Genomic DNA, 18476 nt, shown 5'->3' with positions numbered 1-18476 from the left:
TGCCGTCGTCGTCACGGCAGCGCGCCCAAGCCTCTATCCCAACTCCCGCCCCATCCAGGCCACCGCGAACTCCCGCAGCAGCCGCACCTTCGCCGACCGCCGCAGATCCGGATGCGTTGCGAACCACAACTCCGTGCGCACATCCGGCAAGGCCTCGGACAAGCGCTTCAAGCCCTTGGCCTCGTCGGCGAAATAGCACGGCAACAAGGCCCGTCCGAGCCCGGCCTGGCAGGCCGCCAGCGCCGCCGGCAGCGAATTGACCCGCATCGCGATGCGCGCCTCCGGCACCTGCTGCTGCAACCAGCGCGCCGACGCCAGATGCGCCAGCGCCTCATCGAACCCGACCCAGTCGCCACCCGGAATCGGACTGCGGTCGCCGGCACCCCGCGCGGCGTAGGCCGCGGTCGCGATGCTCGCCAAACGCCTGGCCGACAAGCCCTCCGGCGGCGCCTCGCTGGCGCGCAGGGCCACGTCGGCGTCGCGCTGCTGCAGGCTCGAAAACGCATTGGCCACGATCAGGTCGCAACGCAGCGCCGGATGCGCACGCCGGAATTCCGCGCACATCCGCGCCGCGACCGCCGCCAAGGTGTCGGGAATCGTGATGCGGATACGCCCCTCCGCGCGCGCATCCTGTCCGGCCAACTGCCGCGACAGGTGCTCCGCATCCGCCAGCATCCGCTGCGCGGCGACCATCACCAGCTCGCCCGCCTCGGTCGGCGTGTAGCCGCGGCGGCTGCGCCGGAACAGCGCCGCGCCCGCGCGCGCCTCGATCGCGGCCAGGCGCCGGAACGCACTGGAATGATCGACCTCCAGCAAGCGCACCGCGCCGCTCAGACTGCCGCTGGCGCCGATCGCGCGCACCAGTTCCAGATCCTCCAGGGACAGCCGATCGTGTCGCATCCGCAAGCAATCCTTGTCGTGGCGCCGGTACTCGCGGCGCGGGCCTGCGCGCAGGGTAACGGCTCCCGTTCCCCTCACGCATCGGACTCCGCCATGAAGCTCTACTACACCCCCGGCACCTGCTCCTTCGCCGCCCACCTGGTCATCCGCGAACTCGGCCTGCCGGTCGAACTGCAGCGCGTGCGCATCGGCCCCAACCCGGTCTTGGTCGCCGACGGCCGCGACTTCCGCCAACTCAGCCCGCTGGGCTACGTGCCGGTGCTGCAACTCGACGACGGCCGCCTGCTGCGCGAAGGCATCGCCATCCTCAGCTACCTCGGCGGCCTGGACCCCAGCGGCCGGATCGCGCCGGAAGCGCGCCGCACCGAACTACTGAGCTGGCTGACCTACATCGCCACCGAGCTGCACAAGACCTACAGCCCCTGGCTGTTCCACCCCGAGTACGGTGACCAGCCCGGCGCGGTCGCACGCGAACGCCTGGCGCCGCGCCTGGCCCTGGTCGACCGTCACCTGGCCGGCCACGCCTTCCTGCTCGGCGACGACTTCAGCATCGCCGACGCCTACCTGTTCACCATCGCCGACTGGTCGCGCGCGCTGAAACTGCCGCTGGACGACACCCCGCACCTGGCCGCCTACCTCGAACGCATCCGCGCCCGTCCCAGCGTGGCCGAAGCCCTGCAGGCCGAGCGCGCGCCGCAGGCGCAGGTCGCCGCATGAAACCCGCCACCGCTTGGCTGCTGCTGATCGCCGCCGGCTTCATCGACGTCGCCTGGGCGGCGTCGATGAAGCTGTCGCAGGGCTACACCCGGCCCGGCTGGACCGTGCTGTCGCTGATCGCCCTGGCCGCCTTCGTCTACCTGCTGGGCCGCGCCCTGACCGCGTTGCCCGTGGGCAGCGCCTACGCGGTGTGGACCGGCATCGGCGCCGCCGGCACCGTCCTGCTCGGCGCCGCCGTCTTCGGCGAAACCCTCAACCCCCTGCGCATCGGCGGCGTCGCCCTGATCGTCGCCGGCATCGTGCTGCTGCATCGGGCGCCGGCGTAGAGCGCAGCGAAGCGCATGGTTGCGCTTCCTGTGTGCCTTGCCTTGGGGTAGGAGCGGCGTAAGCCGCGACCACGCCCCCTCACCCCCAAACGGCGCCCCAGTACCGGTAATCCCGTAGCCGTCGCACCAGCCCAGCCCGCACGGGATTCAGCACCACATAACGCGCCGCATCGACTACCGATTCCTCTCGTCGCAAGGCGCGATCGTGATACGCCGGTGCCCACACCAGCGACAACTCGGGCGCTGCCATGCGCGCCTGCCGCGACGTATTCGACTTCAATCGACGAACCAGGTCCGGCAGGGTCTCCCACGGCCCCAGTTCCACCAGCCCATGCCAGTGGTCGGGCATCAACACCCAAGCCAGCAATATCGAACGCGTCCACAGCCGCTGATCCAGCAAAGCGCCGACCATCGTGGCGGCCAACGCGCCGTCAACGAACAGTGGCCGGCGGCGGGCGGTAGTGAATGTCACCAGATAGACCCGATGGGGCTCGGATACCCGTCCGCGGCGTAAAGCGCCATGGCCCGGGGGCTTGGGGTTCGCAATCGTCATGGAAGCAGCCTCGCCCCAGCACCCGGAGCCCCGCTATCGGGGATAAACGTCGTCGGCTGTCGGATTTCGCCTCGTTGGCGGGTCGCGGCTCACGCCGCTCCTACCCCAGGGCCGCGATGGCCGGGTGAAACGCGACACTGCCCCCACTCTCGCAACACCCCGTCCCACCCACCCCGACACCCCAAGCAAGGCCGCAACCGCCCCCATTTGTTAGACTCCGAACTCTAATCGCCCCCACTTCCGAGGCGCGGCCACGGGGCCGCGATATCGATGAACCAGCCGCTTGCCAGCTCCCTGCACGACCTGCTGCAGAACGATCCCGATCCCGCCGAAACCCAGGAATGGGTCGAGTCCGTCCAGGCCGTCATCGCCCGCGACGGCGCCGAGCGCGCCCACCAGCTGCTCGAAGGCATGGTCGAAGTCACGCGCCGCGCCGGCGCGCACCTGCCGTTCCAGCCCACCACCGAATACATCAACACCATCCCGCCGCACCTGGAGGCCAAAAGCCCCGGCGACGCCGCGATGGAATGGCGGATCCGCTCGCTGATCCGCTGGAACGCCATGGCCATGGTCGTGCGCGCCAACCGCAAGCCCGGCGACCTGGGCGGCCACATCGCCAGCTTCGCCTCGGCGGCTACCCTGTACGACGTCGGCTTCAACCACTTCTGGCGCGCCCCCTCGGCCGACCACCCCGGCGACGTCATCGGCATCCAGGGCCACAGCTCGCCCGGCATCTACGCGCGTTCCTTCCTCGAAGGCCGCCTCAGCGAATCGCACCTCGACCACTTCCGCATGGAAGTCGACGGCCGCGGCATCAGCTCCTACCCGCACCCCTGGCTGATGCCGGACTACTGGCAGGTCCCGACCGTGTCGATGGGCCTGGGCCCGATCAGCGCCATCTACCAGGCCCGCAACTGGAAGTACCTGGAAGGCCGCGGCCTGATGCCCAAGTCCGACCGCAAGGTCTGGGCCTTCCTGGGCGACGGCGAAACCGACGAACCCGAATCCCTGGGCGCCATCTCCGTCGCCGGCCGCGAAGGCCTCGACAACCTGGTCTTCGTCATCAACTGCAACCTGCAGCGCCTCGACGGCCCGGTGCGCGGCAACGGCAAGATCATCCAGGAACTCGAAGGCCAGTTCCGCGGCGCCGGCTGGAACGTCATCAAGACCGTCTGGGGCAGCTACTGGGACCCGCTGCTGGCCCGCGACACCAGCGGCCGCCTGCGCCAGCTGATGATGGAAACCGTCGACGGCGAATACCAGAACTGCAAAGCCTTCGGCGGCAAGTACACCCGCGACAACTTCTTCGGCAAGTACCCGGAAACCGCCGCGCTGGTCGCCAACCTGTCCGACGACGACATCTGGCGCCTCAACCGCGGCGGCCACGACCCGCACAAGGTCTACGCCGCCTATCACGAAGCCGTGAACACCAAGGGCATGCCCACCGTCATCCTGGCCAAGACGGTCAAGGGCTACGGCATGGGCGCCTCGGGCGAATCGCTCAACCCGACCCACGGCACCAAGAAGATGGACGACGAAGCCGTCCGCCTGTTCCGCGACCGCTTCAACATCCCCGTCACCGACGAGCAGCTCAAAGACGGCGCCGTCCCCTTCTACCACCCCGGCGAAAAATCGCCGGAAATCGAATACATGCTGGAGCGCCGCAAGTCGCTCGGCGGCTTCCTCCCGCAGCGCCGCCGCAAGGCCAGCACCTCGCTGGAAGTGCCCAAGCTCGAAGCCTTCGACCGCCTGCTCAAGAGCACCGGCGAGCGCGAGATCAGCACCACCATGTCCTTCGTGCAGGCCCTCAACATCGCCCTGCGCGACAAGCAGGTCGGCCCGCGCCTGGTGCCCATCGTCGCCGACGAAGCGCGCACCTTCGGCATGGAAGGCCTGTTCCGCCAGCTCGGCATCTACGCCCCGCACGGCCAGAAGTACAAGCCGGTCGACCGCGACCAGCTGATGTACTACCGCGAAGACACCACCGGCCAGGTCCTGGAAGAAGGCATCACCGAAGCCGGCGCGTTCTCGTCCTGGCTGGCGGCCGCCACCAGCTACAGCACCAACGACCTGCAAATGCTGCCGCTGTACATCTACTACTCGATGTTCGGCTTCCAGCGCATCGGCGACAGCGCCTGGCAGGCCGCCGACATGCGCGCCCGTGGCTTCCTGCTGGGCGCCACCGCCGGCCGCACCACCCTCAACGGCGAAGGCCTGCAGCACGAAGACGGCCACAGCATGGTCCAGGCCGGCCTGATCCCCAACTGCCGCAGCTACGACCCCACCTTCAGCTTTGAGGTGGTGACCCTGCTGCAGCACGGCATGCAGCGCATGCTCACCGAACAACAGGATGAGTACTGGTACCTCACCCTGATGAACGAGAACTACACCCACCCCGACATGCCCGAAGGCAGCGCCGACGGCATCATCAAGGGCATGTACCTGCTGCAGGACGCCGGCAAGCCCAAGAAGGGCGAACTGCGCGTCCAGCTGATGGGCAGCGGCACCATCCTGCGCGAAGCCATCGCCGCCGCCGAACTGCTGGACAAGGACTTCGGCGTCACCGCCGACATCTGGTCCTGCCCCAGCTTCAACGAACTCGCCCGCGACGCCACCGACGCCGAGCGCTGGAACCGCCTCAACCCCGAAGCCAAAACCCCGCGCAAGCCCTACGTCACCGAGTTGCTGGAAGGCCGCCAGGGCCCGGCCATCGCCGCCACCGACTACATCCGCATGTACCCGGAACAAGTCCGCGCCTTCGTCCCCATGCGCTACACAGTGCTGGGCACCGACGGCTTCGGCCGCTCGGACACGCGCGCGAACCTGCGCCGTCACTTCGAAGTCGATCGCTACTACATCGCCCACGCGGCCATCGCGGCGCTGGCGGCGGAAGGCAAGATGACCGGCAAGGACGTGGCTCGGGCGATCAAGCAGTACAAGATCGATGTGGAGAAGCCCAACCCCCTGGGGGTTTGAGCTGGAAAGCAGAAGGCGGCCGCAAGGTCGCCTTTTTGCTAAGTGCAGTCAGAGCAAGCTAAGGAAAGCGGATGGTCAGGAAGTTCATCGCAGCAACGCTGTTGCTGCTCTGCTCGATAAGCACCGGCATCGCAGCCGACCCATCCGGCAACCTCTACGAGAATGTCGAGCTAGGCCTGCGCCTGACCAAGCCGGACAGTTGGCACTTCGCAACGGCCGAGCAAAAGGCCGAACGCCTCGAGCGCTTGGATTTCGGTAGCGAGGCATACAAGCAGCAGGTCATCGCGCACACCGAGCCCGCCGTGGTGATCGCTCAGTACGCGGGGCAGCACGAAGGCATTAACCCTTCCCTCAACATCATGCTCAACTCCTTCGCGGGCATGCCCGAGCCGACGGCAGAAGGCGTGATCAAGCTGGCCTCGGGCATCAAGCAGGCGTACCCCGATGCGCAACTCTCGCCGGCGACGGACGTGGTGGTGGCGGGCCGCCGCAGCCGCCGCATCGCAATGGACTACACCGTACCTACCACCAGCGGCGATGCGCTAGCGGTGTCAGCCGTGATGTGGGTCGTCCCCGACGGCGACTTCTTTCTGGCGGTGGGTGGCTCCTATCCGCAAGGGGATCGCGCAGCCTTGGAGCAGATCGAGAAGACGCTGAAAACCTTGGAGTGGACGACAGCGCCTGTCGCTCAAAAGTAACGTCAAGGTCGACTGCTGCGTTGCCCATACCGGGGCGCGGCGCTGGCGGCGGAAGGCAAGATGACGGGCAAGGATGTGGTTCGGGCGATTAAGCAGTACAAGATTGATGTGGAGAAGCCGAACCCTCTCGGCGTCTGATCAGTCACCGTTGATGTGCCAAACCATGGGCGGCCTCTGGGTCGCCCTTGTTTTTTGCATGGCGCGATTCTAGGTTTGACGAAACGCATATGCGCGATCGGCCGCTGCGCGCCAAGGATGAATTCGATGAACGGATACCGTTTCGCCATCGTCAGCAGCATCGTATCGATGCTTGCCGTGAGTGGTTGTACGAATGCCGCCGACACCAGCACCGTGCACGCGGGCGAACTCAAGCTGGAGATCAAGCGGCAAGACGTGCTGCCCAGCAGCGCCCGATCGAAGGACGGAAAGCCCTATACGGGGCGCACCTACGGCACCTTCTTTGGCGACAAGGAACCGCGCAATTGCGTCGAGTGGGAAGGCAGCTTCGCCGACGGCGTTCCTATCGGTGAGTTCAATCTGTACTCGAACTGCGGCCAGTTGGATTCGCTATGGCGTTACGAAAATGGCGAATGGGTCGAGGTCAGGAACACATAAGCGGTACAGGCAACGTCGCTTGCGCAACACCTAGGCTTCCCAATTTCCAAGGAGCGACATCGATGAAAAGGAAACTCGCCGTTGCGCTGCTGTCGCTAGCTTGCGCCTCCTGCGCAACCGCAGGCTCCAGTTTCGACGGGCAATGGGGATATCGGCAGGAATGCCGCTTCGGCCATGTCGCCAATCTCCAACTGCACCAGAAGGGAAGTGAGATCAGCGGTACCTGGGACGACGGGACGCGTGTCAGAGGCGAGGACGGCCTATTGAAAGGCGAAGTCCGTAACGGCAGGGCCTTCCTGTGGTTTTGTTCGCAGTCTCAGGACGATCCTGCCCACACGTGCCCGAACTACGGCCAAGAAGAAGCCTACCTTCAGCCCGTGGGCGAGACGTTGGTCTGGTATCGCAGTTCGGTCCCCTACATCACGTTGCATCGCAGCGGCCCGGATAAGGCCGTTCCGGTCGATGAAAGCGACTGCGTCGAAGGCGACGAATAAGAAAATCCAAAAGAGAAAAGACGCTCCCAGTGAACGTACCTGCCGATCGAATGAACGCTCCCGCTGCGGTTCGGGTGGATCTGAGCGATGCACAGATGCGAGCGCTGGCCTACTTCGCGGTGGGCGTCTGCTCCGAGGGAAGCGATGCGGGCCGGGATGTTTCCAACCGCTTGTCCTTCGCCGGCACCGTACGCAACGGCGTTATGGTGCCGGTGGGAAACAGCGGTTTCACGATCGGCACATTGCAAGTCGATCTGGGGCAGCGACCCGACGCAGCGCGTGCTTTGACGGATGCCTACCAAGCCTGGGCCATCAGACAACATCCCGATTGGCGTCTGAACGATGCCCAGTACGCACAGACGGTTCGAGACCTCTCGCGCGACGGCCGTGCCATTACGGCCGAGCATGGCCGGCCTATGGATGCGGTCGTCAAGCAACGCCTGGACCAGTTCCTGCAATCAGACGATGGGGTTCGGTTCGTCCACGAGCGAGATATCGCCCAAGTGGATCACTTGATGGGCGGCATCGTGCGCAGCGTCAGGCAAACACCGCTTTATCGGCAATCGAACCTGGACGAGCGCGCCGACTTGGCCGCGATGATGATCAAACTGCAAAACCAGAGCGAGAACCGATGGACCACGCGCCTGGTGCAGAACATGAGCAATGGCCAGCTTGGCAGTGTTGCCGATGTCAGTCGCGCGATTGACGGATTGAGAGCCCAGAGCGGCAACGACGATTACATCGAATCGGGTCGGGACCATGCCGTCAGCGGTGCGCACGTGTTCACCGCCCTGCGCAAAATGGAACCGACCAATCCCATGCATCAGGCCTGGCAAAGCGTTCTGGCCGATCCGCTGGCGGACCCGACGCACCTGAACGCCGATCGGGCGCGCCCGAATCTCGCGGCCGAGTACGCAACCGTAAAGACCTTGTTTCTGCAGCACGCTCAAGCCCCAGGCTTCATCGAAGCGCTGGAGCGCGGCACCGGCCATGTCTACGGCCGGCCGCGCCAGGAAGGACAGGGCGCCCCGACCGCCGGCCTGTACTCGTCCGGTGACGACTTCCTCGTCTGGACGCGGGACGGCGCCGGCCACGCCAGGATGAACGACCGTTGGTCGCCCATAGACCGGGACGACCTGAGCCGGGTCCGCAATCGCGACGGCAGCGTCGACCTCTATATCGACCGCAACGGCACGACAGCGCCGCTGATGCATGCCGACCCGCGCGCCGCGCCCTTGCGCCCCGTGCCTCAGGGGCGTCGTACGGAAGCCGAGCCGATAGATCAGGGCTCGCCGGCGGGTGTTCGCTTGGCGGACCGCGAAACCGCCGCCGAGCACCCCTTGCTCACCCAAGCGCGCGCCGCGGTGCGACGCCTCGACGCCAGTCTGGGCCGCACCTGGGACCCGGCCAGCGAATGCATGAGCGCCAGCCTCGCATGCCTGGCGCGACAAAACGGCCTGACGGGGATCGACCATGTCGTCTTGAGCGGGCAGGGGCGTGAGAGCCGCCCAGGCGAGAACGTCTACGTCGTTCAAGGGCGCCTCGACAATCCCGCCCACCTCCACGCGCAGATGCGAACCGACGTGGCGGTGCAGACACCGATGCAAGACTCGATGCAGCGCCTGCAAGAGTTGGACAGGCAGATGGCGGCAGAGCAGGCCTTGCAGCCCGCGCTACAGCTGGAAGTCCAGCGCCGGAGCATGGGCTGATCCCAGCTGTTCCGACGGTTGCGGCCACAGCGACACACGTGCCAACCTGCATAGGAACTTCGAAGCCGACAGCTACTACAACGCCCGCGCTGCCATCGCCGCTCTAGCGGCGAAAGGCAAAGTAACTAACAAATGGGTGCGCGATTGATGTGGAAAAGCGGAATCCGATTTACGATCTAACCAGCACTCATGAGCTTCGCGCCTGCGGAGCTCTCGTTAAGGACGACAAATGGCCGCCATGCGATCAATCCACCCATTTCCTGCGCGCATGGCACCGGATGCCATATCTACATGGCTAGATGAGCTGCCAAACAATGCTTTAGTGCTCGATCCGATGTGCGGGTCGGGCGTGGTTCTGCGTCAGGCGATTGCTCAAGGATGTAGGGCGCGTGGCTTCGATGTAGACCCACTTGCGGTTCTAATGAGCCGGGTATGGACGTCGGCTGCAGACGTCAGCGAGCTAAATACTTGCGCCGCTATAGTAGTTCAGGAGGCGCGTCGGATTCGTGCCAGATACACGGCGCTGCCCGTAGTGCGAGCCTGTCCTGAAACTAAGCAATTTATTGAATACTGGTTTAGCGAACCACAAAGAACAGCGCTGGCACGACTCTCATTAGTGCTAGCGGATCAGAAAGGGTATGTGGATCAAAACTGCTTCGACGCTTTGTTGCTTGCTTTGAGTCGCACCATCGTAACGAAACACGTCGGCGCCTCATTGGCTTGGGATGTTTCTCATAGTCGCCCGCATCGAAAGCGAGAGATAAACGACTACGACGTGGAGGCCGGATTTCTCCGATCGGCAGCCAGGCTCGCCGAATTGTTAGCGAGTGATAGACCGGATCGAGCCGCTAGTGTCTCGCAAGGTGATTGCAGGGCGCTCAACTCTGTCGCGGATGGGGAGGTGGATGCAATATTTACATCACCTCCATATTTAAATGCCATTGACTACTTAAGAGGGCATAAGCTCGCTTTAGTGTGGATGGGCTACACCATTCCGCATCTTCGTTCCATTCGGGCGGCCGCCGTTGGAACAGAAAATACGGGTTGGATTAAGAGAAAAGTTAAGTCTGACATTGCTGAAAGAATTGAAGATCACCTGCCGAATGTTGCTGTGCTACCCATTCGGCATAGGCGGATAGTTCATAAGTACGCTTCTGATTCTTGGGGGATGCTGGCCGAAATGAAGCGAGTATTAAAGTCGGATGGATGCCTGGTTCTCGTGCTTGCTGATTCTGTAGTTCGTGGCGTCGAAGTTCAAAGTTCTTCAATATTTGGCTGGGTTGCAATGCAGCATGGATTCCGCTTGCGTAAACGAGAGGTTCGTGCAATTCCTGAGAATAAGCGCTATCTTCCAATTAACTCAAGTAGTGATGCTCTCAAGCGCAGAATGCGAAGTGAAATCATCCAGGTTTTTGATGTGGCTTGAGTTTATGGCTTCCACAATGGGTTCTGTAGTAGTGGGGTAGCGTTTCTTAAACTCCCCAGAAGAGCCAGTCAGTCGATACTGCCTTCTTTTCCTTCGATCAACTCTGAGATAGCCCTGGCGGGGGTCAGATAACTGCAGCGAAGGAATAACCTCGCTAGCCTCAACAGCTAGCATGCCATCTGTGCCGCACACTAGTACCAGAAACGCTGCTCCGAATCTGGACTTCAGGTTGACGAGCTCCCGCGTATGTGAGGGTTGAAAAGTAAACGACCATGGATTAAGGCGGTTTGTCGAGAATTTTATCTGAAGTCCCATCGAGCCGTTAATTATGTAGTTGAGGAGTCTCCCAGACTCTGTTTGTTCCTCTATCGTAATTGGAATCTCTGCCCGGTCGACTAGATCAGCGAGCACCGCTCCGTGATAAAGTTTGTATTCACGAATCATGTGCGGTGTTCCGAATGAACTGAATGTTCCCCACGAATTTATAGACAATTCGTGCGCGCCCATTCTTGTTGTGTAGCACGAAGACGTGATGCACCGTCCCCCGCGGGGCTTTTGAAACCTGGCTTTGACCGATAAAGCCGCGACGGCGCGTGATGGTTTCAGCATCATCTGCTTGTGCACTAACGTCCATGGGGTCATGAACAAATAATGCACCGTGAATTCCGGCCGAAGTCCGTTCGATATATCTTCTTAAGTACAAAGGGAGTGCGGTATCGCCAAGCAGCTCACTTAGCTGCTCGAGCTTACTTGAGGGATTGGAACTGTCTCTTAAGACGGCCTTGACCTCATCATCTAACTCGAACAATCCAAATGATATTTCGCCGCGGTCGAGATCGACGGTTGATCTATCGATACTGCCATTAGCTGCTGGTGCGATGCGATTGTCACCAAGCCAGACAAGAGAGCCTAGGCCTTCCTTGATTGCCATTAGCGCCAATCTATGGAAGACGAAACACCGGTGCCAATCAAGATATAATGATTGCGGCATTGTCAGCTCAAAGAATCTTAAGTAGTCACTACGGCTGCCAAACATTCGTGCGCGCTGTATGTACGTGTCTTGTTGAATTTTGTGCTTTACATCCCTCGTGAAGAACATCGAAAGAAGGTTATTTAGCGTTACTCCTCGGGAGACGATGTTTCCGCCGATAATGATTGTGAAGAGTGATTGCGGTGAAGTCGCCGCGCCTGAATTGTCCTTCCAGTCTCTTTCGCTATTCAGCACCACGATCGCGTGCCTGGAAATATTGTCAAGAATGTAGCTAGTTAAGGTGTTGGGGTTTACCTCTGGGTAGCGCTCTTTGCACAAATCCCAGATCGCGCGGGTATAGGCAATGAATTGCGGGCCGCTTCTGTCCACCAACACGCCCAGTGCTTGATGCATGACGTGCCAATCACTTCTGTGATCAATCTTCTTGCCGCTTGTGTGCACCAAGAGTGAGTAGCATTCTTCATGGTCATTCACATGAAGATTAAGTTGCGCAGCATTTACTAAAAAGCCGAAAAGAGCCTGTCTTGCGTACTTTGGGTCAGCGCCAGAGTCTGATAGCAATGTTCTCTGGTACTTGGTCGCGCCCTCAAGAGGGAAGAAAATATCCTGCCCCGTGTAATTCCGGTGCGGGGGAAAGTCGATCCAAGCGTTATTGTCGTTATCAAAAGTGTTGTTTAGGTCCAGGCGTGCAGGCGTCGCAGTCACGCCGATATAAACGCCTGTTGCCCCGAGTATATGAGTTATTAGCTCATTGATCTTGGTCTTGCCGCCGCTGTTTACCTTTCCATTAGGTGAGGCGTAGTCGGCTTCGTCATCGACCACTACCACATTCTCGGCGTGATCGAGTTTTTCTATCAGCTTCTTTAGGTCTGATCCATTTTTCTTGCAGAAGATTACGTGTGTTTGTCCGCGAATCTTGAAGGCGGGATCAAGAACTTCGCTGAAGTTTCTCGCGGCGGGCGCTAAGCCAGAGGTTTTGAAGCGGCCGAGGTTCTGTCCGAGCAGGTCGACACTATCGTTTAGGAGATGGACAATGATCTGATGGCCTTCATCAAGAAGCTTTGCCGTTAAGCAGATCATCATTTCCGTCTTACCGCTTTGCGGCTCTCCGTAGATGACAAATGATCGTCGATTATCTTGTAGGTTGCGGATTGTTCCCCGGACAGCAGCCTCAATCGATACGACATCCTTCTTCACCGATGTAAGTCGTTGGAGCTGTCGCTCGTACTGACCGCTTGGTTCACTTTTTTTGTGGAAATTGTTGATGTCGAATACAGCTTGCATGCTTCCCCCTTCTTCCTGATGTGAGGCGACACTTCTACCGAGAGTAATACCGACGTTGCCTCGGTGCTAGTTGGTTGTGGCTTCTTCCTTAGAAGCCAATCAATTGTTATATGCCGGGACGTGCCACTCCAGAATAGCGCTGGACAGAATATTACGTTTAACGTAATTTACGCTCCTGAGGTTTGCAGCCATCCTTTGCGCATGGCCCAGACCGACGTAGATGCCCGCTCCATCTTTGCGCAGCGGCTAAAAGCCGCCAGGGAAGATGCCGGGCTCACTCAGAAGGAGCTGGGCATGGCTATTGGTTTGCCGGCCGAAACGGCCGCCGTTCGCATCAACCGCTACGAAAAGGCCGTCCACGACGCCGATTTGGCGACGGCCTTACGTATCGCCGGGTCAATGGGGCTGCCGTTGGCGTACTTCTACGCCGAGACAGAGGTCATGGCCGAGGCCATCGTGACGTTCTGGCTGCTCAACCAGGCCGACCAGCGCAAGGTGTTGGCGGACTTGAAGAAACAGGTGTTCACCGAGCCGAAGAAGCCCACCAAGCGCTGAGCGCTCCGGCTGCCTCGGGCTCACGGGCCCGGGGAGAGCAGGGCGAGGGCGGGTGGACGCCAGCGATAGCCTGAGGCACCCATGGCGAAGCCAGCGCTGGACTGACGGAGTCGCGTCCGGGCGCTGGCGAGGGCGCGGGGGGCTTCACGGAGGGCGCTGGTGCCCTTACGACCTAGCGGTCAGCGCCCGCGAAAAGGGGTCAGGTTCATTCAGGCGACGCATGGTCCAGCACACAGCGACGCGTCATGCAGGGGCGTACCCGTACTGTTCCACCTGGCGCGGGTCGCCGTACTGCTCGGGTACCCGGATCGCCAGTTTCGATGGCTGGAACTCGCCGTTCACTCGCACCCAGCCTTCGAGTTGCAGTGGGGTGCCCGCGCGGATTTGATCCAACCATTGCGTGTACGTGCCCGGGCCGATGAGGACGTCCAGTAGTGATTCGTCCGCGAAGTCGCTTCCGGTCATGGAGAAGTCGATCTCATCCAAGGTCCACCGCAACAGCGCTAACAGGTTTCGCTCGGGGTCGCGCACGGCGTACGCCTCCTCCTCCGGCGGCGTCAGGCAACCCGAGGAAACGATGCCGGCCACCACTTTGCAGTACGCGACCTGATGCGCGTCGCAGGTGACCGAGCCGCCCGGCGGGCTGGGGCATTGGCAGTGACGCTTCATGGCGCTCCCTCTACGGTGATGACACAGTCCTGAACGGTCACGCGGAACGTCGGCGCGGCGCTGCCGAAGTAGACGGCGACCATGCGTTCGACCACGGCCGCGATGTCGGGGCCGCCGACCTCGGCGTCCTGCGGGATCGCCGTCTTGAGTTGGGCCTGGCTAAGCCCGGGATACTGCGTGGTACATCCCTCCAGGCCGGCGAAGGTTTCGACGGCTTGCCGAAACGTCATGCCGGCCGGCAGCTCCAAGGTGGTGCTGAAGCTGATGCGCACCAGCTCGTTCGCGAACTCCGTCAGCAGCAGGTGCTGTTCGGCCTGGGCGTTAGCGGGCTTGGCGATGGACGAGTGGTTGGAACGTGGGATCACCCTGGAGTGGGGGAAGTAGCGGTCGGCCTCGTCCCGGCTGACCACCGGCCGTATCCACGGCAGGAACCACACATAGGCGATGCGTTCTTCGATCAGTTCCTTGCCGCGGATCATCGGTTTGGGCTGGGCGATCAGGTTGCGGAAGTCGGTGCCCAGCGTCGTCAGCCACTGGTTGTCCTCGCCGGCCTTGAGGATCTGCGCCTGCGCGTGCCTGAGCAGATTGATGACGGGATAGAAGAAGTTCGCCCAGCGCGAGCCGGCCGAGGGCGAGGCCACCAGGAACAAACCGATGACGGTGCCTTGCTCGGCGATCTCGCCTTGCCGTTGCACCAGCAGGCGCCGCGTAACGATGCCGCCCATGCTGTGGCACACGAACACGACAATGCGTGATTGCAGGATGTTGTGGCGCTTGAGTTCGTCCCACAGCGCGTCCGAGGCGTCGGTCACGCGGAAGCGGCCGCCGAAGAACTGGCTGTGGTAACTGAAGACGTAGACGCCGGCGTCGCTCAGTTCATCGGCGGCCAGCTGCGGCCAATAGGCGCCGGTCTTCTTGTTTTTCCAGCCGCTGGCGCCGTCCGACATGATGCCGTGCACAAACACGACGGTGGGTGCGGTCGCGTCCGCCTTCGGCTTGATCCATTGGCTGTCCACCGATCGCCTCCATGGCCCCCTGGTCGGGAGTGATACGCCTTTCCGCGCCGCCCGTCGATATGGGGGCGGCCGCCGACCGGCGCCGGGAGGCCGCAACGGCGCTAAGGCGCGCAGACGTGTCGGCGCGTTCCTCATGGCCGCCCAGGGTGGGGCCCTAAGACCATGGAGGGGTGACGACCGCGGAGAGGGGGCGGGTCTGAGCTCGTTTGGACCCTCGACCATCCGCGATCGGGGGCGAAAATTCAACCGCTATAAGGGCGCGCTATGACCTGGGTGGAAGTGATCGATTCGGTAGCGAAGATCGGCCTGGGCGCCGTCATCGGCGGTCTGTTCTCGGTCGTTGCGCTGCGCATGAACTACAGGAACGACAGAGAGAAGGAGATGCGGGCCCGCAAGATCAAGACGGTCGAAGAGGCGGTAGACCTGACGGAGAAATTCTTCAGTACGCACTCGCATTTCATCTCGCGACTGGAGTGGATCGTCGAGGACGCGGATGGGGTGCCGATCCAGATCGCGCCGGAAACGCACGCAAAAATAAGGGAGCCAGACGCCTTGCTACTGGAGAGCGCAGACCAGGCGCATATCGCGGCGGCTCGTTTTAGCCTGCTCAATGCGCAAGACAGCTTCTCAAGTCTGAAGGGCACGATCGCCACGATCACGGACTTCAGAAACACCATGATGAAAAGCATGATCTTGCCCAGTTCACAGGAGCTCAGGGCGCATCAAGATAAGGCCAACGAACTTAAGGCGGAGGTTCAAAGGGAGGCCGCTAAGCTCTATGCCTCGCTTTAGTGCGTAGCGCAGAAGGTTTCACTGCGTGCGTTCATCGGCTGGCGCAGCCGTCGCCTGCGATGACGCCGGGCCAGGCGGCCCAGACGAGGGGCGCACGATGCTTCATCACGGGAATGCCGTTACGCTCCGCAGCAACTCAGCTTCAACGAAGGGGCGCCACCATGCTCAAGCTCTACGGGTTCTCGAAGGTCAACGCCGGCGCACGCGGCCACACCCGCGACCTGCGCGTGCTGTGGGCGCTCGAAGAGATGCAGCTGCCGTTCGAGGTGGTCGGCATGGACCACCCCGCGCACGACCTGAACACCGAGGCCTATCGCCGGCTCAGCCCGTTCGAGCAGATCCCCTCGATCGACGACGACGGTGTGGTGCTGTCCGAATCCGCCGCCATCGTGGTGTATCTGGCGAAGAAGTCCGGCCGCCTGATCCCCGTCGACCCGGCCGGCGAGGCGCAGGTGCTGCGCTGGTGCTTCGCGGCGATGAACTCGATCGAGATGCCGCTGCTGGCCCTGATGGTGCACGACTGGACGGCCGATGGCAGCGACCCCAAGCCGCGCCAGTTCCTGGTGGACTGGGTGCATCTGCGGATGGGCCACCTGGAGCGTTGGTTCGCCGACCGCGATTACGTCGCGACCGACGGCTTCAGCGTCGCCGACATCCTGATGGCGCACGTGCTGTCTGCGGGCATCAAAGCCCCGACCTTGATCGCGCCGTACCCGGGCGTGGCGGCGTACCGGGACCGCTGCCTGGCCCGGCCCGCGTGGCAGCGGACCTACGCGGCGTACTGCGCGCGGGTCGAAGCTGGCTAGGCCGTCGTCGGTCGTGCGGGTCGTCGCCCGCCGCCACTGCGCCCCCGCCTTGCATTTCCGTTTCGCCCGGCCACAAGATGCGGCAACGGCCGGCACAGCGGCCGGACCGGGCCAGGCGCCGCATGCGGCCGGCCTCACGGACTCAGGGGATAAGGACATCGCATGAACGGTAAGGCCGTGCTTTGCGCACTCATCGTGGGCGCGCTGCTGCCCATCGCTTCCAGCCATTCGCAACCCACGCCTGTCGTCACCGGTTGGTCGGTGGCCGGGTGGAACTTCCAGACCATCAGCACGGTGGCCACCGATGTCACCAACCACGGCCATAACGCCACCGCCGTGGGCGCGAACACCACGTCCTGGGGCTGGGCCAACCGCGGCGCCAGCCTGGCCGGGGGCAAGTACTACTCGGTGCCGTACTCGCCGGCGCTGAGTTTCGACACGGGCGATTTCAGCTTCGGCGCCTACGTGCGCATCGCCGCCACCAACAGCAACAAGACCCTGCTGGACAACCGCGGCAACGGGGGCGGCTACGTGTTCGCCGTCTCTAGCGCTCGGCGGCTGACGCTGCGTCTGACCGGCGCGCCCACCAAGATTCCGTATTCGTCCCTGGCCGAAATGGCGCTCACGCCCGACCGCTGGCACCACGTCGCCGTGGCGGTGGCGCGCAGCACGGGCACGGTGCAGTTCTATATCGACGGCAATGAAGCCGGCACCTGGACGCTGCAACAGGACATCTACAGCAACACCGACGCGCCGCTGTTGATCGGCAGCAGCTACGACGGCACCAGCCTGTTCAACGGCCGCGTGGACGAGCTCAACCTCTACAACCGCGCGCTGTCCATCGACGACATCGCCACGGTGATGGCGCCGGGTTATCCGCTGTACGAGCCCAACAGCTGGAACGGCGGCGCCGCCATCATCAGCAACAACTGCTACAACTACGCCAACAACAAGCGCACCAACACCTTCGCCCAACCCGGGCGCGCGTCGGGGCAGACCGCCGTGGGCATGAGCTGCGCCGTGGTCCACGCCGCCGCCGTCCGCGACGGCCTGGAACCCATCACCGACCCGTACGACCCCGGCTACAAGACCACCGTGGCCTTGGTGGTCGCGCCCGGGGAGGACTACCACTGGTACCGCCGCGACGCTTTCGGCACCTGGAGCCACAAGCCTGGGCAGACGGCCGCGACCAATCTGGACAACTCCGGCTCGCCGATCTACGACCCCGAGTACGCCGACCGCGGCCCCTACACCGACTTCTGCGGCTACTTCCGTTTGTGGTCCGACAGCGTGCAGGCCGGCGGCCACGAGGAAATCCGATGACTCCTTCATCTTCCAATCCGAGGTCCATGATGAAAGCCTGGACGCTGCGCGCATTCCTGCTGCTGTCGCTGACCGGAAGCGCCTGGGCGCAAACACCCGAAGCCCCCGCGCCGTCCGCGCTGCGGGTGACTTACCTGGTCTACTCGGGTCGCCCCAACCCCACCATCACCATCACCGACGCCAAGACCATCCGCTCGCTGCAATCGCAGCTGTCCGGCGCATTGGCTACCGGCGCAGGCGTGCGGTCGACGGAGCTGCCGTCGGTGCTGGGTTACAACGGGATCCGAGTAGAAGCCGTCGATCCAGCGGGGACGGGCATCGAATACACCGTGAAAGGCCGCTTCCTGCGCTCGGAAAATCGGAAAGCGAGTGCGCAAGCCAAGGCGTCCGCCGTCACTGCCACTGCATCGACCAGCGCGTCGCAGATCGAGGCGCAGCTGTTGAAGTTGGCGGAGAACCGGGGGGTTCTGAGTGCTTCGGCGCTCGCTACCGCGCGGAAAAGCGCTGGGAAGTAAGTTCCGGGGAAACGATACGAATAGGGCGGCCGAAAGGCCGCCTTTTTCGTTGCTGAACTGCTCGGTTTGGCTCAATCGACGCGACCGGTCGCAACATTCAGTTGCGGGCGA

Annotated in this window: 18 protein-coding genes; 13 read left to right on the top strand and 5 right to left on the bottom strand. The window is 62.7% G+C overall.

Features of this window, described 5'->3' with window-relative positions; all coding sequences use genetic code 11:
* Window positions 1-33: 33 nt before the first annotated feature.
* Window positions 34-1038: a LysR family transcriptional regulator gene (locus ASD78_RS09640; RefSeq protein WP_156087688.1), complete on the bottom strand. Its 1005-nt coding sequence runs from the start codon at window positions 1036-1038 to the stop codon at window positions 34-36.
* Here ASD78_RS09640 and ASD78_RS09635 point away from each other — a divergent pair.
* Both ASD78_RS09635 and ASD78_RS09630 read left to right on the top strand, forming a co-directional pair.
* Window positions 994-1617 carry a glutathione binding-like protein gene (locus tag ASD78_RS09635; protein WP_056100696.1) on the top strand — a complete coding sequence of 208 codons (624 nt, stop codon included), beginning with the start codon at window positions 994-996 and terminating at the stop codon, window positions 1615-1617. The genes ASD78_RS09640 and ASD78_RS09635 overlap by 45 nt on opposite strands.
* A complete protein-coding gene (locus ASD78_RS09630; RefSeq protein WP_056100692.1) occupies window positions 1614-1943 on the top strand; it encodes a multidrug efflux SMR transporter in 330 nt (109 codons plus the stop codon). The genes ASD78_RS09635 and ASD78_RS09630 overlap by 4 nt, the downstream gene beginning before the upstream one ends.
* Before the next feature lie 79 nt (window positions 1944-2022).
* Here the strand turns inward: ASD78_RS09630 and ASD78_RS09625 are convergent, their stop codons facing one another.
* The gene (locus tag ASD78_RS09625) at window positions 2023-2496 is read right to left on the bottom strand and encodes a transposase (RefSeq protein ID WP_056100690.1); all 474 of its coding nucleotides are present in this window, start codon (window positions 2494-2496) and stop codon (window positions 2023-2025) included.
* A gap of 270 nt (window positions 2497-2766) precedes the next feature.
* Here ASD78_RS09625 and aceE point away from each other — a divergent pair, with 270 nt between their 5' ends.
* The 6 genes from aceE to ASD78_RS20710 all read left to right on the top strand — a co-directional run bounded on the left by aceE (window position 2767) and on the right by ASD78_RS20710 (window position 10414).
* Window positions 2767-5472: a pyruvate dehydrogenase (acetyl-transferring), homodimeric type gene (gene aceE, locus ASD78_RS09620; RefSeq protein WP_056100686.1), complete on the top strand. Its 2706-nt coding sequence runs from the start codon at window positions 2767-2769 to the stop codon at window positions 5470-5472.
* 71 nt (window positions 5473-5543) lie between these two features.
* Entirely contained in the window at window positions 5544-6170 is a 627-nt protein-coding gene (locus ASD78_RS09615) for a hypothetical protein (protein ID WP_056100683.1), read from the top strand.
* A 264-nt stretch (window positions 6171-6434) separates the two neighbouring features.
* Window positions 6435-6785 (top strand): hypothetical protein, encoded by a 351-nt coding sequence (locus tag ASD78_RS09610; protein WP_156087687.1) that lies wholly within the window; start codon window positions 6435-6437, stop codon window positions 6783-6785.
* A 62-nt stretch (window positions 6786-6847) separates the two neighbouring features.
* Window positions 6848-7279: a hypothetical protein gene (locus ASD78_RS09605; protein WP_056100677.1), complete on the top strand. Its 432-nt coding sequence runs from the start codon at window positions 6848-6850 to the stop codon at window positions 7277-7279.
* 29 nt (window positions 7280-7308) lie between these two features.
* The gene (locus ASD78_RS09600) at window positions 7309-8988 is read left to right on the top strand and encodes an XVIPCD domain-containing protein (RefSeq protein WP_156087686.1); all 1680 of its coding nucleotides are present in this window, start codon (window positions 7309-7311) and stop codon (window positions 8986-8988) included.
* A 229-nt stretch (window positions 8989-9217) separates the two neighbouring features.
* Entirely contained in the window at window positions 9218-10414 is a 1197-nt protein-coding gene (locus tag ASD78_RS20710; RefSeq protein WP_156087685.1) for a site-specific DNA-methyltransferase, read from the top strand.
* A gap of 433 nt (window positions 10415-10847) precedes the next feature.
* Here ASD78_RS20710 and ASD78_RS20020 read toward each other — a convergent pair whose 3' ends face one another.
* Window positions 10848-12689: a Z1 domain-containing protein gene (locus ASD78_RS20020; RefSeq protein WP_082575523.1), complete on the bottom strand. Its 1842-nt coding sequence runs from the start codon at window positions 12687-12689 to the stop codon at window positions 10848-10850.
* A 201-nt stretch (window positions 12690-12890) separates the two neighbouring features.
* Here ASD78_RS20020 and ASD78_RS09595 point away from each other — a divergent pair, with 201 nt between their 5' ends.
* Window positions 12891-13244, top strand: a complete 354-nt coding sequence (locus tag ASD78_RS09595; RefSeq protein ID WP_056100671.1) for a helix-turn-helix transcriptional regulator — start codon at window positions 12891-12893, stop codon at window positions 13242-13244.
* Between the two features lie 243 nt (window positions 13245-13487).
* Here the strand turns inward: ASD78_RS09595 and ASD78_RS09590 are convergent, their stop codons facing one another.
* A complete protein-coding gene (locus ASD78_RS09590; RefSeq protein WP_056100668.1) occupies window positions 13488-13913 on the bottom strand; it encodes a hypothetical protein in 426 nt (141 codons plus the stop codon).
* Window positions 13910-14929 carry an alpha/beta hydrolase gene (locus tag ASD78_RS09585; protein WP_056100666.1) on the bottom strand — a complete coding sequence of 340 codons (1020 nt, stop codon included), beginning with the start codon at window positions 14927-14929 and terminating at the stop codon, window positions 13910-13912. The genes ASD78_RS09590 and ASD78_RS09585 overlap by 4 nt, the downstream gene beginning before the upstream one ends.
* Before the next feature lie 264 nt (window positions 14930-15193).
* Here ASD78_RS09585 and ASD78_RS09580 point away from each other — a divergent pair, with 264 nt between their 5' ends.
* The 4 genes from ASD78_RS09580 (at window position 15194) to ASD78_RS09565 (ending at window position 18365) form a co-directional block, all read left to right on the top strand.
* The gene (locus ASD78_RS09580; RefSeq protein WP_056100663.1) at window positions 15194-15721 is read left to right on the top strand and encodes a hypothetical protein; all 528 of its coding nucleotides are present in this window, start codon (window positions 15194-15196) and stop codon (window positions 15719-15721) included.
* 161 nt (window positions 15722-15882) lie between these two features.
* On the top strand, window positions 15883-16527 hold the full coding sequence (locus tag ASD78_RS09575; protein ID WP_056100660.1) for a glutathione S-transferase family protein: 645 nt from the start codon (window positions 15883-15885) through the stop codon (window positions 16525-16527).
* 162 nt (window positions 16528-16689) lie between these two features.
* Window positions 16690-17850, top strand: a complete 1161-nt coding sequence (locus ASD78_RS09570; protein WP_056100656.1) for a LamG domain-containing protein — start codon at window positions 16690-16692, stop codon at window positions 17848-17850.
* A 26-nt stretch (window positions 17851-17876) separates the two neighbouring features.
* Complete coding sequence (locus tag ASD78_RS09565; RefSeq protein WP_056100651.1) at window positions 17877-18365, top strand: hypothetical protein; 489 nt, start codon at window positions 17877-17879, stop codon at window positions 18363-18365.
* Window positions 18366-18476 lie beyond the last annotated feature (111 nt).

This window comes from Lysobacter sp. Root667, from assembly GCF_001427715.1.
Classification (GTDB): domain Bacteria; phylum Pseudomonadota; class Gammaproteobacteria; order Xanthomonadales; family Xanthomonadaceae; genus Lysobacter.
Note: the sequence above shows the minus strand (reverse complement) of the source record. Positions and strands in the feature narration are given on the sequence as shown.

What these genes read in the sequence shown, in the direction of transcription:
- ASD78_RS09580 (WP_056100663.1), top strand. Translation starts at nt 15,194, where the DNA reads ATGACCTGGGTGGAAGTGATCGATTCGGTAGCGAAGATCGGCCTGGGC.
- ASD78_RS09630 (WP_056100692.1), top strand. Translation starts at nt 1,614, where the DNA reads ATGAAACCCGCCACCGCTTGGCTGCTGCTGATCGCCGCCGGCTTCATC.
- ASD78_RS09610 (WP_156087687.1), top strand. Translation starts at nt 6,435, where the DNA reads ATGAACGGATACCGTTTCGCCATCGTCAGCAGCATCGTATCGATGCTT.
- ASD78_RS09635 (WP_056100696.1), top strand. Translation starts at nt 994, where the DNA reads ATGAAGCTCTACTACACCCCCGGCACCTGCTCCTTCGCCGCCCACCTG.
- aceE (WP_056100686.1), top strand. Translation starts at nt 2,767, where the DNA reads ATGAACCAGCCGCTTGCCAGCTCCCTGCACGACCTGCTGCAGAACGAT.
- ASD78_RS20710 (WP_156087685.1), top strand. Translation starts at nt 9,218, where the DNA reads ATGGCCGCCATGCGATCAATCCACCCATTTCCTGCGCGCATGGCACCG.
- ASD78_RS09575 (WP_056100660.1), top strand. Translation starts at nt 15,883, where the DNA reads ATGCTCAAGCTCTACGGGTTCTCGAAGGTCAACGCCGGCGCACGCGGC.
- ASD78_RS09565 (WP_056100651.1), top strand. Translation starts at nt 17,877, where the DNA reads ATGATGAAAGCCTGGACGCTGCGCGCATTCCTGCTGCTGTCGCTGACC.
- ASD78_RS09605 (WP_056100677.1), top strand. Translation starts at nt 6,848, where the DNA reads ATGAAAAGGAAACTCGCCGTTGCGCTGCTGTCGCTAGCTTGCGCCTCC.
- ASD78_RS09595 (WP_056100671.1), top strand. Translation starts at nt 12,891, where the DNA reads ATGGCCCAGACCGACGTAGATGCCCGCTCCATCTTTGCGCAGCGGCTA.
- ASD78_RS09615 (WP_056100683.1), top strand. Translation starts at nt 5,544, where the DNA reads ATGGTCAGGAAGTTCATCGCAGCAACGCTGTTGCTGCTCTGCTCGATA.
- ASD78_RS09625 (WP_056100690.1), bottom strand. Translation starts at nt 2,496, where the DNA reads ATGACGATTGCGAACCCCAAGCCCCCGGGCCATGGCGCTTTACGCCGC.
- ASD78_RS09570 (WP_056100656.1), top strand. Translation starts at nt 16,690, where the DNA reads ATGAACGGTAAGGCCGTGCTTTGCGCACTCATCGTGGGCGCGCTGCTG.
- ASD78_RS09590 (WP_056100668.1), bottom strand. Translation starts at nt 13,913, where the DNA reads ATGAAGCGTCACTGCCAATGCCCCAGCCCGCCGGGCGGCTCGGTCACC.
- ASD78_RS20020 (WP_082575523.1), bottom strand. Translation starts at nt 12,689, where the DNA reads ATGCAAGCTGTATTCGACATCAACAATTTCCACAAAAAAAGTGAACCA.